Annotated in this window: 15 protein-coding genes; 5 read left to right on the top strand and 10 right to left on the bottom strand. The window is 41.0% G+C overall.

The genetic code is table 11. The features are described from left to right. Positions 1–10: 10 nt before the first annotated feature. The 5 genes from ABOA58_RS05280 to ABOA58_RS05260 all read right to left on the bottom strand — a co-directional run bounded on the left by ABOA58_RS05280 (position 11) and on the right by ABOA58_RS05260 (position 4408). Positions 11–277 (bottom strand): PTS sugar transporter subunit IIB, encoded by a 267-nt coding sequence (locus ABOA58_RS05280; RefSeq protein WP_241591474.1) that lies wholly within the window; start codon positions 275–277, stop codon positions 11–13. Then, positions 274–2340 (bottom strand): BglG family transcription antiterminator, encoded by a 2067-nt coding sequence (locus tag ABOA58_RS05275; RefSeq protein ID WP_350301508.1) that lies wholly within the window; start codon positions 2338–2340, stop codon positions 274–276. Before ABOA58_RS05275 ends, ABOA58_RS05280 begins: the two co-directional genes overlap by 4 nt. A 317-nt stretch (positions 2341–2657) precedes the next feature. Continuing rightward, a complete protein-coding gene (locus tag ABOA58_RS05270; RefSeq protein ID WP_251542330.1) occupies positions 2658–2840 on the bottom strand; it encodes a hypothetical protein in 183 nt (60 codons plus the stop codon). 196 nt (positions 2841–3036) lie between these two features. After that, positions 3037–3678, bottom strand: coding sequence for an isochorismate family cysteine hydrolase YcaC (ycaC, locus tag ABOA58_RS05265; RefSeq protein ID WP_048681500.1), 642 nt, complete (start codon positions 3676–3678; stop codon positions 3037–3039). Between the two features lie 169 nt (positions 3679–3847). After that, positions 3848–4408, bottom strand: coding sequence for an NADPH-dependent FMN reductase (locus tag ABOA58_RS05260; RefSeq protein ID WP_350301507.1), 561 nt, complete (start codon positions 4406–4408; stop codon positions 3848–3850). Positions 4409–4627: 219 nt separating this feature from the next. Between ABOA58_RS05260 and ABOA58_RS05255 the strand changes: the two genes are divergently transcribed. Continuing rightward, positions 4628–5719, top strand: a complete 1092-nt coding sequence (locus tag ABOA58_RS05255) for a low temperature requirement protein A (RefSeq protein WP_350301506.1) — start codon at positions 4628–4630, stop codon at positions 5717–5719. A gap of 133 nt (positions 5720–5852) precedes the next feature. Continuing rightward, positions 5853–6281 carry a MarR family winged helix-turn-helix transcriptional regulator gene (locus ABOA58_RS05250; RefSeq protein ID WP_350301505.1) on the top strand — a complete coding sequence of 143 codons (429 nt, stop codon included), beginning with the start codon at positions 5853–5855 and terminating at the stop codon, positions 6279–6281. A gap of 47 nt (positions 6282–6328) precedes the next feature. On the opposite strand, the gene ABOA58_RS05245 is transcribed toward ABOA58_RS05250, so the two are convergent. After that, positions 6329–6490: a hypothetical protein gene (locus tag ABOA58_RS05245; RefSeq protein WP_350301504.1), complete on the bottom strand. Its 162-nt coding sequence runs from the start codon at positions 6488–6490 to the stop codon at positions 6329–6331. Positions 6491–6700: 210 nt separating this feature from the next. Here ABOA58_RS05245 and ABOA58_RS05240 point away from each other — a divergent pair, with 210 nt between their 5' ends. Together ABOA58_RS05240 and ABOA58_RS05235 are read left to right on the top strand one after the other, a co-directional pair. Continuing rightward, positions 6701–7036: a hypothetical protein gene (locus tag ABOA58_RS05240; protein ID WP_350301503.1), complete on the top strand. Its 336-nt coding sequence runs from the start codon at positions 6701–6703 to the stop codon at positions 7034–7036. Next, positions 7023–7673, top strand: coding sequence for an O-methyltransferase (locus ABOA58_RS05235; RefSeq protein WP_350301502.1), 651 nt, complete (start codon positions 7023–7025; stop codon positions 7671–7673). Before ABOA58_RS05240 ends, ABOA58_RS05235 begins: the two co-directional genes overlap by 14 nt. A 432-nt stretch (positions 7674–8105) precedes the next feature. Here ABOA58_RS05235 and ABOA58_RS05230 read toward each other — a convergent pair whose 3' ends face one another. The 4 genes from ABOA58_RS05230 to ABOA58_RS05215 form a co-directional block, all read right to left on the bottom strand. Continuing rightward, on the bottom strand, positions 8106–8261 hold the full coding sequence (locus ABOA58_RS05230; RefSeq protein ID WP_065310844.1) for a DUF1540 domain-containing protein: 156 nt from the start codon (positions 8259–8261) through the stop codon (positions 8106–8108). 143 nt (positions 8262–8404) lie between these two features. Beyond that, positions 8405–10198: a carbon starvation protein CstA gene (gene cstA, locus ABOA58_RS05225; RefSeq protein ID WP_063575196.1), complete on the bottom strand. Its 1794-nt coding sequence runs from the start codon at positions 10196–10198 to the stop codon at positions 8405–8407. 141 nt (positions 10199–10339) lie between these two features. Further along, positions 10340–11086, bottom strand: a complete 747-nt coding sequence (locus ABOA58_RS05220; protein WP_350301501.1) for a LytR/AlgR family response regulator transcription factor — start codon at positions 11084–11086, stop codon at positions 10340–10342. Beyond that, a complete protein-coding gene (locus tag ABOA58_RS05215; RefSeq protein WP_434547785.1) occupies positions 11058–12851 on the bottom strand; it encodes a LytS/YhcK type 5TM receptor domain-containing protein in 1794 nt (597 codons plus the stop codon). The genes ABOA58_RS05220 and ABOA58_RS05215 overlap by 29 nt, the downstream gene beginning before the upstream one ends. A 279-nt stretch (positions 12852–13130) precedes the next feature. On the opposite strand from ABOA58_RS05215, the gene ABOA58_RS05210 reads away from it, so the two are divergent. Beyond that, entirely contained in the window at positions 13131–13820 is a 690-nt protein-coding gene (locus ABOA58_RS05210) for a response regulator transcription factor (RefSeq protein ID WP_350301499.1), read from the top strand. Positions 13821–13829: the final 9 nt, after the last annotated feature.

Genomic DNA, 13829 nt, shown 5'->3' with positions numbered 1-13829 from the left:
TCTCCTTTTTTTATCCTACATGAATTTCCAATTTAGATTTGATTTCAGGGATGCTCATCATGTTCTCCAGTGTGACGATCGTCCGGGTTCCATCATCCAGCTGACCGACAATATCCGCCGCTCCCAGGAAAATATCAGCCTGAACCGTCTTTGCGGATGCCAGATCCGTATGATCCACCTCGGCCGTCTTCCCCATTTCCGTCAATGCTTTCTTCACATTCATCTCCATGATGAAGCTGCTTCCCAATCCGTTCCCGCATACAACCATGATTTTCATTCCGCTTCCTCCTTCGAATATTTATGAACGTACTTCATAAGGACCGATTTATCTGAAGTGCTTAAGATTTCTTCTATATTGGCTGGTTCATTCAATAATTGAGTGAGCTGGATCAATGCCCGCAGATGCGAATCGTTATCTACGGCCGCCAAAATGATAATCAGGCGAACCGGTTTATCCGGCGCAAAGTCCACGGCTTCATCCAATTTCAGCAAACTCATGGATAAAGACCTGACCCCCTGCTCCGGACGTGCATGGGGAATTGCCACTCCAGGCGTTATCACTACATATGGTCCATTCGTTTCTATGGCCTCGATCATGGCATCCACATATCGTTCTTCAACGGTACCTAAGTCAACGAGTGGCTTGGCCGCGACTTGAATGGCTTCTTTCCAATCGGAAACTTGCTGCTGTAATTGAATGGTTTGCATATTGAGCAGTTCTTCTAACACAGGCTTCTCTGCCTCCTTTAAAGAAAATTGGGTTATTTTTGGTGTATGGGTATACACATTCGACTTCAAAGCCTTTTCAAGCTGATCCTGTTCATGGATGGTTGCATACTTGGAAATGATCTTTAATAAAGCTGCAACATCCACACTTTCCGTCGTATAGCCATACAATTCCTGCATGACCTGCTGGCGCAATGTATGTTTGTCCTGCATTTCCAAAATGGGCGGTACAACGAATAATGCCGCTTTTGTTCTCATATGCACTGTCGAGAAAACAAGATCGTACGACAATGGGTATTCAGCCGCATTTCTAACGGACAAAACATCCAGGAACAAAATATCAGGAAATAATTCCCTCAATGTATAAATGAGGATATTGCTGATGCCAATACCATTCGGGCATACGACAATCGCCCGTTTTCGATCATCCAATGTGGTCCCTTGCCTGCGCAGCCATCCTCCAAAATAGATCGTGAAATAGGCCACTTCTTCTTCTGATACTGGACAGCCAATCTCTTTCTCCAACACCCACAGGGATTTTTTTGTCAAATGATGCAGTTCGGGATAGACCTTCTGCACCCGTCCCGTCATCGGATTCATTTGCGGGAGACCATACCGCAGGCGATGATATGCCGGTTTAAAATGAACATATAATTGTTGGCATAGCTGCTCTTTGTCTTTCAGGTGAACAAATGCCAGCCTCTCGAACTCTTCCACGATTTCCTGCAAAAGGTGTTGAATGACTTCATCATCCTTAAGAGGGGAAATATCCTTCGTTCGATTCATGCTCAGTAAATGTAGGGTTGCGTATAAGTTTTCCGTTTCGCTCCATACTGATTGAAACGCATTCGTTCTGGTCATTTCCTCAACCAGTTTGTATTCCTCCGTCGCAACAAACGGCGCCCAGCTCTCGTCGGCCTGTAACTCTTCCCCTTTTCCTATGAGCTGATCTGTACATAGAAATAAATAGCTCAGTTCATGAAGCCGTTCATCCGTAAAGGTGATGCCCAATTTACTTTCGACCCTTTCAAGCTGTAACCGGATCGAACTGATTTGCTTTTCATGATTTCTCCATATGCACTCCATGATCCAATCACTATTGGGACTGTTCAGTACATCATGCACGAGATGTTCAATGATATATCTCTTTGTTCGGCTTTCCCCAATCAACACGTAGCCATCTTGTTTGGAATACTGGATCTTGAGCGATATGTCCCTGTTTTTCTCTTTAAGTCTTTTTAAATCCTTCAGCACCGTATTTCGCGAAACCCCGGTGATCGTCTGGAAATGATAGACGGACAATTCTTCTTGGCTTAACAGGATCATGAGGTAAAAAACCTTTTCCCTATCTGTCTCTGAAAATATATAATTGCGTTTTGTCAGTTTTACATTCAATTCTTCATCCCTGATTGTTTCAGAAAAGGAGTAGCCCATTTCACGATTATATTGAATCGGTTGATATCCATGAAATTGGAGCCAGTCATTCGCTTTGCTCAATCCATATTGAATTTGCCTTCTCGTCAGACCTGTTTGGGCTTCAAGTTCTTTCATTTTTGAAATGGGCGAATGCTGTAATAGTTTTAGTAAATTGGCGCTTCTTTCATCTAAAAACATTCTCAATCCCTCTCCCTGCTTCTACGATATCTCACTTCTTATTAAAAATGTAGCGTTTCTCAGTCCGAATGTTGTCATATATACTGCACAATAATATACTCTTTAAACATTTGTGCACAATACGGCAGGTAATCAGTTTTCAGTACAGGATATATTTGGAAGATGTGTACTTATACAGTTTGGAGGCGAGTGAGGTCATGAGGCCGAGGTATAAAAGGGAATCGGAGATGAAGCTGAGGGATTGAAATGAGCCGTTTTAAAGGGCTAAACCTAGCTTTCATCTAATCAAAATGAAAGGGAAATCAACGTTCATATTTTTACAAAACCTCAAGAAGAAGTAGCTTGATTTCAGAAATCCGCTCCCTTTCCGCCGACTGTCTGCCAAGCCTCCTCGACGCAAGCGTCTGTGGGGTCTCGGCTAGCCAGTTATTCGGCAGGAGTGTCGCAAATTTCTTCAATCCAATATGGTTTCGTCCCATATAAAACAATAAAAAAATCATGAAGGATAACCAAATTTTGTTTTAAAAGATTGGAACAGGAGTGTATTTAGGGGAGACCCCGCCCGCGGAAAGCGAGTGCCTGGACGGACAAATTGTGCTCATACTAAAAACTGTAGGCAAACCCGATTTTCATCGAGCTTGCCTACAGTCCGAGAGGGAACAAATATCCCCTCTTTATTCAATCGGTGCGTCATCTCTAAATCTGCTTGCTAAAGTCGCGCTGAGCTCCCCTATAGCTTCCGATGATATTTTGATAACCAGGAAGCTGGCTGGAAAGTAAAGCACCAAAACCTTCGACATCGTTGCGCCAATCACGTTGTAATTCGCACGCTACGCTAAACCAGTTCATAAGCTGCACACCGCCATGGGCCATACGCGCTAGAGCCGCATCAGCTACCTGTTTGCTGACTGTTCCAGAAGCATCAGTTACGGCAAATACTTCATAACCAGCGTTCAGAGCGGAAAGTGCCGGGAAAGCAACACAGACATCTGTAACCACGCCCGCGATGATGAGTTGTTTTTTTCCAGTTTCTTCGATTGCTTTAACAAAATCTTCATTATCCCATGCGTTAATTTGTCCAGGCCGAGCTATTTTTGGTGCATGAGGAAAAAGTTCTTCCAATTCTTGCATGAGCGGTCCGTTTGGTCCGTTTTCAAAGCTCGTCGTTAAAATGACTGGCAAATCAAAAAACTTAGCGGTGTTGGCAAGGGCCATAACATTGTTCTTGAATTCATCAACACCATAATCACGCACTAGCCCGGAAATAAGACCGGTTTGATGATCCACCAGAAGAACGGCAGCATCATCTTTGGAAAGACGGGAATAGAGATCAGACATTTTTAAAGTCCTCCTTTTATTAAAAGCTATCGAAGAAAGTTCATATGTAGGGAAAATCCCCCCAACTCCTTCATTGGTTCCAGTCAGTTTATAACTTAACTGACTGTTGCTATAAGTTTATCTATAAAACTTATAACCTGTCAATCATATATATAATAAGTTTTATTGATTAATCTATAATTGGAGTGTGATCGATCCAATGAATGAATTGTTGTAAATAACGCTCAAGATAACGTTTTGTTTGATCGTCAGTAAGCACTTTCCGATCTGAATCAATCTTTTTATGTACTTGCGAAATCAGCATTTTTTGAAATGGAAGAACATGAACTTGCATGGCTTCTAGTACTTGCCTGATTTGCATTTGAGCAAATGCAGTACCCATTCCTCCAGGAGTAGCTCCAATCAGGCCAACTGGCTTTTTGGTAAGAACAGCGGACTCCCGAGGTCTTGATGCCCAGTCCAATGCATTTTTTAATACGCCTGGCATTCCAGAATTGTACTCTGGACTTACGATAATGATACCGTCGACTTCCTGGATCGCTGATTTAAATGATGTCACTGTTTCAGGAAGCCCACTTATTTCTAAGTCTTCGTTAAACAACGGAAGATCATTAATTTCGATCCAGCGAAATTGATACGAATCAACCATATCTGTCAATGATTGAGCAATGATTCGATTATAAGAATTTTCCCGTAAACTGCCGCAAATAAGGCCGATGGTTCTGGTCATCTACTTCCCTCCCTGTTTGTCTCCTATAGTACCATAATATACCAAAACTAAAATAGTGACGTTATTCCTAATTACACGCTTGTATTTACTAAATTTGGCTTAACTTAATATTGGGTTAAAAGAAATTCATATCTTACCTCAAAGTTATATTGGACCCCTTCCATTTTCTGAATATTTCAAACATACTATAACCTATAAGGCGTTGGGAGGAGTGCGGAAATGGATGAAAAGAAAGTTACATGGTTAGAGCTCTTTTATGATTTGTTATTTGTGGCGGCCGTTGCGGGCGCAACTCATGTTTTACTGCATGTTGAAGATGGATATATCCATCCAGAGTATTTATTAAAGTTCGTGTTGATTTTTATTCCTATCTGGTGGGCTTGGGTAGGGCAAACCATATTTATTAACCGGTTTGGAAAGGATGTATTTCATCAACGGCTATTTTTGATATTGCAAATGTTTTTTGTCCTAATCATGACATCAAGCTTATCTGCTGATTTTGATCCTTATTATCTTTCTTTTTTAATTGGTTATATTGGATTGAGAGCCGTGACTGCCATCCAATATCTTGTTGTACAGCGGATAGAAGAGGGATTTCGAAAAAAGGCAGCACTCTTTTTGGGAAAGTATTTTTGGATTGGAATCGTCATTTCATTATTCTCCGTCCTTTTTGATTCTTGGCTTCGGTATGCTGTGTTGTATTTGGGCATCCTCATCGATATCATTGTCCCGATCCTTGGGAGAAAGTGCTTAGAAAAGGTTCCTACAAATACGGCCCACTTGTTGGAGCGCTTTGGTCTATTTACCATCATTCTCTTTGGGGAAGCTCTTGTCAGCACGCTTGCGGTAATTCAACCTAAACAAGGAAATTGGGATTCGATAGCCTTTTCCATCATTTCATTTGCCCTGATAATAGCTATGTGGTGGCAATATTTCGATAACATGGATAAAAAAGTCGACAAGTCTGTACAATCTTCCGGCCAAATCATCATTTACGGTCACCTGTTTATTTTAATGTCTATAAGCATGATTGCAGCAGCCATCAGATTATTGTTTTTACATGAAGTCCATTATTCATTTATCCTCTATTTTGTTTTCGGTTCCGTATTGCTTTATTTCATGTCAGCCACATTTGTTTTCCACCAATATAGACATAAGCATCAGCGGTTGCAAATATATCATTTAGGGTTATTTTTAGGGATTTTAGCCGTCTTTTTTATTTTTAATTTGTTTGTCGGGGTACCGAATATTGTGATAATAGCCGAATTAACATTGTTCTTTATCATCTACGCTAAACTAACGACTACATAATAAAGGGATCAAAGAAACCAGTATCAAACGATAATACTGGTTTCTTCATTTGAAAGCTGGAAATTTTTGCATTTGACACACAATTGGTTTATTCATAAACTGATTGGAACAAAGAAAGTATGAGGTGACATTCATGCATCCCTCCACATCTAATAATGAGGAAAGACTAGGTTTAATGTTATGGTTCCGGATCACACGGATATATAACCAGAGTATCCGGGAATCCAATCAACATTTAAAGAAATGGAATCTATCGGCAGCCCAATTCGATATCTTGGTTCAAGTGGGTTCCAATGAACGATTGTCTCAGCAAGAACTGGCAAACAAGCTTTTTGTGACGAAAGGCAATATCACTCAACTACTAAGGAAAATGGAAGAGTTGGGATTGATTAAACGGGAACAGGAATGGAAGACAAAATACCTTTCATTGACTGAGGAAGGAAAAGAGTTTTTTCATGAAGTCGTTCCAAAACAAGAGCATTTTCAGGCATCACAGTTTGCCAACTTGAATGCGACGGAAAAACAGCAGCTTTTAGATTTACTTAGTAAAGTTCAAACATAATAAAAACAGATCACCCGTTTGAAAGGTGATCTGTTTTTTTATTTTAGTTACTTCGGTTTTTTCATGAACAATGAAAGCACCACATTCACGATGGCGAAAATCAAACTAATTTTAAATACAAGTGATGAACCAGAGGCAGCAGCTGCCGGTAAATCATTTGCCATATCAGTCAAGTAGCCATTTTGCTTCGCAGAGAATAGCGAAACCATGACCGCTATCCCGATGCCCCTGATTATACAAACCGGTCTATTTGCAAATGTGAGTTTTTTTTGCCTCTCTAAATAACGATTTCACAACTTAGACAAACTTTTATTTTAATTTTTCTATTCGATTATCAGTTGACATTGAGTATACATATGTATACATTTAACACAAGATAAAAAATGTATACAAACGTATACACAGAAAGAGGTCATAAAATGAGAGATGAAAAATTCAAAAAAGATGGACATCACGGTGGTAGGCATAAAGACCATGGTTCACACCATCGTGGCCCCAAAACTTTTCGCCGCGGAAGGGCAATTGCTTTTTTAGAGATGATGAATCTTAAACGTTCAACCATTATGGAACAGTTAGATAAACCAGAGTTTCAATCCATCAATCAAATCTTAGTCGGTGAATTGAAAGCAATTGATATATTAATCAACGAGTTCATACAATTATTTGAAATACAAGAAAATGAAGCAGCCGATAAGAAAAGTGAAGAAAAGGAAACTTCCAATGAGAAAGGAATGGAAACGAATGAAGCAAATTAACAGTTATATCGACTCAGTGTTTTATACCGGAGATGCCCTTTTGGAAGAAGTCATTTCGTCCATACAAGAAAACGGAATGCCGTCCATATCGGTATCCCCCTCATCCGGAAAACTTCTTACCATGCTTATATCCATTTCAGGAGCTAAAAATGTTTTGGAAATAGGCGCTCTTGGGGGCTATAGCGGGATCTGCCTTGCCAGGGGATTCGGCAGCGAAGGAAAATTAACTTCCCTTGAATTAAAGGAGGAATACGCAAAGTTAGCTTATCGCAATCTATCCAAAGCTGGATTTGGCAATCAAGTATCATATATGACCGGAGCAGCATTGCAAAGCCTTGAAAAACTCGCTCATGATAGCAGGAAATTTGATTTTTTCTTTATAGATGCTGACAAGGACAATTATGAAAATTACCTGCAATATTGCATTAAACTGGCAGAACCGGGTGCTTTAATCGTCATGGATAACGTACTTGCGAGGGGCAGTGTCGCAGATCCGGATGCTGAACCTAAACATTACACTGCATTTATGAAGGCATTCAATGAAAAGGTGGCCAATCACCCTCAATTGGAATCAATGCTAATTCCAATCGGTGATGGGCTGACCATTTCAAAAGTAATCGCGCAAACTCACGAGTAAAACAGCCAAACCCACGAGTAATCTGCAAACTCTCGTGTAAAGTGCGATTCTCGAGTAATGTGTGAATTCACGAGTAAAACTGCTTAATTCACGAGTAAACTGCTCAAATTCACGAGTAAATCGAGCAAATTCACGAGTAAAACAGCCAAACTCACGAGTATAGTCCGAATTCTTGAGAATATCGTTCAAATTCTCGTATATATCGATCAAATTCTCGATTTATCGTTCAATCTCAAGTATATATCGACCAAACTTTCGATTTTATCGCTCAATCTCACGTTTATATCCATCAAACTCACGTATATATCGCCCAAATATCCTTTTCATGAAGAAAAAATAATATGAATTTCTATAATCTTGAATGAAAATGATTTTTATTATCAATAATAAATATGAAAGAAGGGTAACCAGTTGATGGTTACCCCGGATGATTTAAATTTCTGGATCAAATGTTTTGCAATCCGTTTCTTTGCTATTTGATGCTTGGTTCCCTTTATGGCTGACAACATAAATAGCATCTGCACTGCATTTGTTTCCAGAATCCCAGTATTTACAATTATTCACTTCACATAGTACATCTTTTGCCATCTTATCACACCTCCTCATTTGCTATCATTAACAAAGTTGGGGTTATTGATACTTTCCTTTTTCAGGTTTTGGTGTCTTAATTTAATTGAGGGCATTGCAACGAACAAAAATCCGGGCAGTTTCCGCCCGGATTTTTTATATGCTCATGCTGATCTTTTCAATAGTTCTGCTTGAGGGATTTTCCAAAGCTCCCGCCATTTTTTCAAGGCGGCAACCAGAATGATCAAGCCTAGGATTAACATGGTGATCGATAATATTCCGTTCAAGATGCTGAATCCTGCAGAGTCCGGGTTCAGGTATACGTTTTTCACCATCCAGTACCCTGCTACATTAACCGTTACATATAAGTAGGCAAGGGGTACGAGGCATGTCCATATATACCAGCGTTTGTCTGCGATTTTCAGTACGACGGTCGCACCGATGATGAGTCCAATCGAAGCCATGAGCTGGTTGGATACGCCAAAGAGTGCCCAGATCGAACCGATGTCCCCAGAGTAGAGCAGATATCCCCAGATAAAGCAGGCTAACGCACTGGCGAAGATGTTCCCCGGCAACCAGTCGACTCGTTTTAATGGTTTATAGAACTCTCCGAAGAAGTCCTGGATTAAGTAACGGGCAACACGTGTCCCTGAATCGATTGCGGTTAATATGAACACTGCCTCGAACATGATGACGAATTGGAAGAAAAACGAAGCCAGTTTGTCAAAGAAGGGTATTTCGGTAAAAATATAGGTCATGCCGACAGCAAGTGTAACTGCCCCGCCTGTCCGTCCCTCCAGATTAATGCCGATTTCTTCACTGAGTTCGTCAAGGTGTACGGTTTCCATGCCTAATGTTTGAAATACTTCAGGTGTGGAGTTAATCGCAAAATAATCTCCTGGCTGCAGCGAAACCGCAGCAATCAATGCCATGATGGCAACGACACATTCCACAAGCATCGCTCCGAAACCAACGGATTTGATATCACTCCAACGGTTTAACATTTTTGGAGTTGTTCCTGATCCGACAAATGCATGGAATCCTGAAATCGCCCCACAGGCGATGGTTATTGAAATGAATGGCCAAACAGGACCGGCTACAATCGGGCCCCCGCCATTAATGAATTCGGTAAACGCAGGAAACTGGATTTCTGGATTCACTACGAAAACACCGATAATCAATGCGGCAAATACACCGATTTTCATAAAAGTACTCAAGTAATCACGAGGTGCCAGCAGCAGCCAAACAGGCAATGCGGCAGCGAAGAAAGCATAAATCGGCAAAATGATGGCAAGGGTGCTCGCCTCAAGTGTCAATAAGTCGCCAAGTGCCGTACCTTGAATGTTCGGCCCAAGTAAAATTGCGGCCATGATGAGCCCGAACCCGACGATTGTCGCCCCTTTCAGGTTGCCGGTTTTTTTATGATAAAGCCCTACACCCATGGCGATCGGAATGGTGATACCGACAGCGAACGTCCCCCATGGATTGTTTTCCAAAGCATGCAGAACGACCATTGAAAGCCCTGCCATCGTGATCGTGATGATAAAAAGCATAGCGAGTCCTGTACAGAAGCCTGCAACAGGTCCAAGTTCTTCTTTCGCAACTTCCGAAAGGGATTTGCCGTCTTTACGCATCGACGCGAAAAGCACGACGGCATCATGAACAGCCCCCCCGATTACAGCCCCGATCAAAAGCCATAATAAACTTGGCAAATACCCGAATTGTGCAGCAAGGATCGGCCCCACCAAAGGACCAGCCGCTGCAATGGCTGCAAAATGGTGACCGAATGCCACCCATTTATTTGTTGGAACATAATCTTTTCCATCTTCTAATTTATGGGCCGGAGTCGGCTTGGAATCATCGAGTTTTAATACTTTTAGTGCTATGAATGTCCCGTATAAACGGTAGGCAATCATTAATATACAAATGGAGCCTATGACAATTGTAACCGCATTCATATTTGAACCCCCTCTATTACTTACATCGTAAAAAAATGATATCACAATGAAAGCGAATTCAATGGGTTTTCAAGTTATAATGCAGATATCGAGGGATAGATTGCATTATGAAGAAGCTAAAATGCAGAATTATGAAAATTTTTAAAAACCGATAAGCTGCTTTAGCTCCTTCACATACGTCCGGCTTACCGGGATGTTTGATCCGTCACTCATAATGAGATTATAAGTCGAGTTGAACCAAGGCTGTATTTCGGATATATGGATGACATTCACGATAAAACTGCGATGCACCCGTAAAAATGAGCGCTTATCGAGCTTCCTTTCAAGCACGATGAGAGGGTCGCCGATTTTATATTCATTTTCCCTGGTTTTAATTATCGTCTTTCCTTCCATGAGTCCTATGAACAAAATATGATCCCGGTCGATCAAAACGATCCGATCATCTATCACTACAGCCAATTTACCTGTCTGTTCCACCGCGGTTCGGCTGGCGGGAGCTGCTGTCCCGGATTCGTCTTTCCCGATTTGATGCTGCTTCATGAGCTTATCCAATGTTTGCCGTATCCTTTTTTCATTAAATGGCTTTAATAGATAATCAAATGCATATAACTCAAAGGCTTGGAGGGCAAACTCATCATAAGCGGTCGCAAAAATGAGCGATGGTGCGGGGTCAAGTTCCGCTAATTGCTTAGCCAAATGCAAGCCATTGCCATCTGCAAGCTCAATGTCCAAAAAGACAAGTTCAGGTTTAAGTCGGGAGATATCCCTCATGGCATCTTCTATCCCCTCGGCCTCTCCCACGACTTCAACTTGCCTGCTTCTCTTCAATAGATATTTCAATTCATCTCTTGCCAGTGGTTCATCCTCTACGATAAATGCTTTCATCATCGTTGCCATATGCTCCTTTTTCGTTGAGTGGTATTGATATTTTCACTTTTGTTCCGTGTCCCGCTTCACTTTCGATCGAAAGGCTGGCCTGACCTTTATAAATCCCTTCCAGCCGTTCACTGATATTATGAAGGGCCGTTCCGGTACCCTTAGCCGATTCTACAGCATGCATGCCCAATTCATCTATTCTCCCGCTCGGAATCCCTTTTCCGTTATCCTCCACAACAATGCGCATCGCATCGTCTTTAAAGTATGCGTGGATGATGATTTGACCTTTGTTTTTCACATGTGGAAATGCATGGTGTACCGCATTCTCAACAAGTGGCTGCAATGTGAATGGAGGGATGAGAACTTCCTTAAGCCTTGGCTCAATGCGATAGTCGATATGATATTTATCTGGAAAACGCGCCTGCTCCAGCGATAAATATGCGTTAACATGCTCTAATTCCTTTTCTAGCGGCACCAGTATTTGTCGGGCTCCTTGTAAATTAGAGCGAAAGAAGGCACTGAGCTCCTGCAATAAACTTCTTGCCTTCTCGACATCCGTCCGGCATAGAACGGATATCGTATTGATTGCATTGAATAAAAAATGAGGATGGACCTGTGCCTGCAATGCTTTAATTTCAGCATCTTTTAATAATTTCGTTTGCATTTCTGCTTTAGCGAGTTCCAATTGAGTGGAAAATAGTTTTGCCAAGCCTTCAGCTAACTCTTGTTCCACTTGGCTTAATTTATCCGGATGCTTGAAATACATCTTCAAAGTCCCGACCGTTTTCTGTCGGACCTGCAACGGCAGGACTACGGCCGCTTGCAATGGGCATTGATCATGAAAACAATAAATGTCCCTTTTTGTTTTGGCCACGATTATTTTCCCTTGTTCAAGGGCTTTTTTCGTTAAACCTGTCGCTATTCCCACCTTAGGGACATGGTGATCTGACGCAGCGCCAACATGGGCAAGCACGCTATGTTCATTGGTAATGGCCACGGCATCGGCTTCAGTCAGCCCCAAGATGATTTCGGCTATTCTCTTGCAAGAAGTTTGATTAAGACCTTGCCTGAAAAAGGGCAATGTTTGATCTGCAATCAAAAACGCAAGATTCGTTTGTACGGCCCGCGTCCGTGCTTCTTCCCTTGTGATCGACTGAATGATGAGCATGAATAATAAAGTCCCGAACCCGTTGATGATGATCATGGGAAGGCCGATTACTTGTACGAGCTCCCACGCCCTTTCAAATGGTTTCGTAGTCACCAGGATGATGCCCATTTGGATCGCTTCCAATGCCATGCAAATGGGCAGCGCAAACCAAGGGGTGATCGTCCCATGCTTTCGGCGCCTTTTTCCCAAAAAACCCGATAAGACTCCAGCCAAAATCGCGGCGACCGCACAAGCCCCCGCCGTAAAACCCCCAAGAAAATAACGGTGAAGCCCTGCAATCAAACCTACTCCCAACCCAACAAATGGTCCCCCCAGCAAACCGCCGATTGCCACGCCCATGATCCTTGTATTGGCAATCGCGTTATCGGGAGCAATCTCAGCATGCCAATCACCCTCTGGCATGGCATGGTTTCCGATTTCAATTCCTGTATAGTTACTTATGATGCCGAATGTTCCAAAAAGCGCGATAAACATGATTTTCTTCGACATTTCATGTTCATGGCCTATCATTTGCCGAAAGGGTTTCATATAAGAAAGCAGGAATGCAGCAATAACGATGATCCCCACTTTTTCAAACAGCGACGGTAATAAATCAACCAAAGCATTCACCCCTTTTCTGGCTTTTTCATTCATCTTACACCAGCCATGAAATCCTTGTCGAATTTTGTTTTAGGTTAGGAGATGGGTGTATAAGCATTATTTTTAGAATTTCATCAATACTCTGTGTAAATAAGTTAGCAATTGAATAAAATCCAAACCCGACGTGCCGTATCATATCTGAAATAGCAATCGTCATTTTTGGAACCAATCATAAGGTAAAATAGTTTATTGTGAAAAGAGGAGAGTAAACAGGGTATATCATTTTAGGGACAAGTATGAGGTATGAATATGGAATTGAAAAATCAAATCATTTATATCAGTAAAAAAGTATTGAATAGTATTAAGAATTTCAAGTTTAATTTTGAAACTACTATATTTATCTTTGATAAAGAGCTAAATGTTTTATACTCTAAGAGTAATTTTGAACATAAAGATATATGTAATTTGGTTATAAAAGAATCTGTTGAAAATAATGCATTTGTTTTAAGTTCATTGCAAAATACTACCGTAAAAACCAAAAACCTAATCTCCGGTGAAGATTTTAGTGTTATATCTTCCCCGATTCTTGAAATTAAAAGTAAGGAATTGCAAGGGTATATAGGTATAATCACAAAGGATGATAATGGGAATTTCGAAATGATTTCTGAAATGCTCGCTAATCAAATCTCCTACGAGTTACATGTGTATCGTGAGAAATTATCAATAGAAGAGATAATAAAAACAAATACATCATCTATAATCACCAGGGAACAACAACATGAAGTTGAATTGCGAATAATAAAAAATATAACACAAGGTCTCAAAGATAAAGAAATAGCTGATAATCTGAATATAAGTGTTTCTACAGTTCGTAACTATGTAAATAAAATGTTTGAAGAACTAGATGTTACCTCCAGATCACAATTAATCAGCTTGTACTATGAAAATAAATTGTATGAAATTCTTAATGAAATAAAGATTGAAAACCGCTTATTATAGTAACTTTAG

It is taken from the genome of Peribacillus frigoritolerans, from assembly GCF_040250305.1.
GTDB lineage: Bacteria > Bacillota > Bacilli > Bacillales > DSM-1321 > Peribacillus.
This window is presented reverse-complemented; position numbering and strand designations above follow the sequence as displayed.

What these genes read in the sequence shown, in the direction of transcription:
- ABOA58_RS05280 (WP_241591474.1), bottom strand. Translation starts at nt 277, where the DNA reads ATGAAAATCATGGTTGTATGCGGGAACGGATTGGGAAGCAGCTTCATC.
- ABOA58_RS05275 (WP_350301508.1), bottom strand. Translation starts at nt 2,340, where the DNA reads ATGTTTTTAGATGAAAGAAGCGCCAATTTACTAAAACTATTACAGCAT.
- ABOA58_RS05270 (WP_251542330.1), bottom strand. Translation starts at nt 2,840, where the DNA reads ATGATTTTTTTATTGTTTTATATGGGACGAAACCATATTGGATTGAAG.
- ycaC (WP_048681500.1), bottom strand. Translation starts at nt 3,678, where the DNA reads ATGTCTGATCTCTATTCCCGTCTTTCCAAAGATGATGCTGCCGTTCTT.
- ABOA58_RS05260 (WP_350301507.1), bottom strand. Translation starts at nt 4,408, where the DNA reads ATGACCAGAACCATCGGCCTTATTTGCGGCAGTTTACGGGAAAATTCT.
- ABOA58_RS05255 (WP_350301506.1), top strand. Translation starts at nt 4,628, where the DNA reads ATGGATGAAAAGAAAGTTACATGGTTAGAGCTCTTTTATGATTTGTTA.
- ABOA58_RS05250 (WP_350301505.1), top strand. Translation starts at nt 5,853, where the DNA reads ATGCATCCCTCCACATCTAATAATGAGGAAAGACTAGGTTTAATGTTA.
- ABOA58_RS05245 (WP_350301504.1), bottom strand. Translation starts at nt 6,490, where the DNA reads ATGGTTTCGCTATTCTCTGCGAAGCAAAATGGCTACTTGACTGATATG.
- ABOA58_RS05240 (WP_350301503.1), top strand. Translation starts at nt 6,701, where the DNA reads ATGAGAGATGAAAAATTCAAAAAAGATGGACATCACGGTGGTAGGCAT.
- ABOA58_RS05235 (WP_350301502.1), top strand. Translation starts at nt 7,023, where the DNA reads ATGAAGCAAATTAACAGTTATATCGACTCAGTGTTTTATACCGGAGAT.
- ABOA58_RS05230 (WP_065310844.1), bottom strand. Translation starts at nt 8,261, where the DNA reads ATGGCAAAAGATGTACTATGTGAAGTGAATAATTGTAAATACTGGGAT.
- cstA (WP_063575196.1), bottom strand. Translation starts at nt 10,198, where the DNA reads ATGAATGCGGTTACAATTGTCATAGGCTCCATTTGTATATTAATGATT.
- ABOA58_RS05220 (WP_350301501.1), bottom strand. Translation starts at nt 11,086, where the DNA reads ATGATGAAAGCATTTATCGTAGAGGATGAACCACTGGCAAGAGATGAA.
- ABOA58_RS05210 (WP_350301499.1), top strand. Translation starts at nt 13,131, where the DNA reads ATGGAATTGAAAAATCAAATCATTTATATCAGTAAAAAAGTATTGAAT.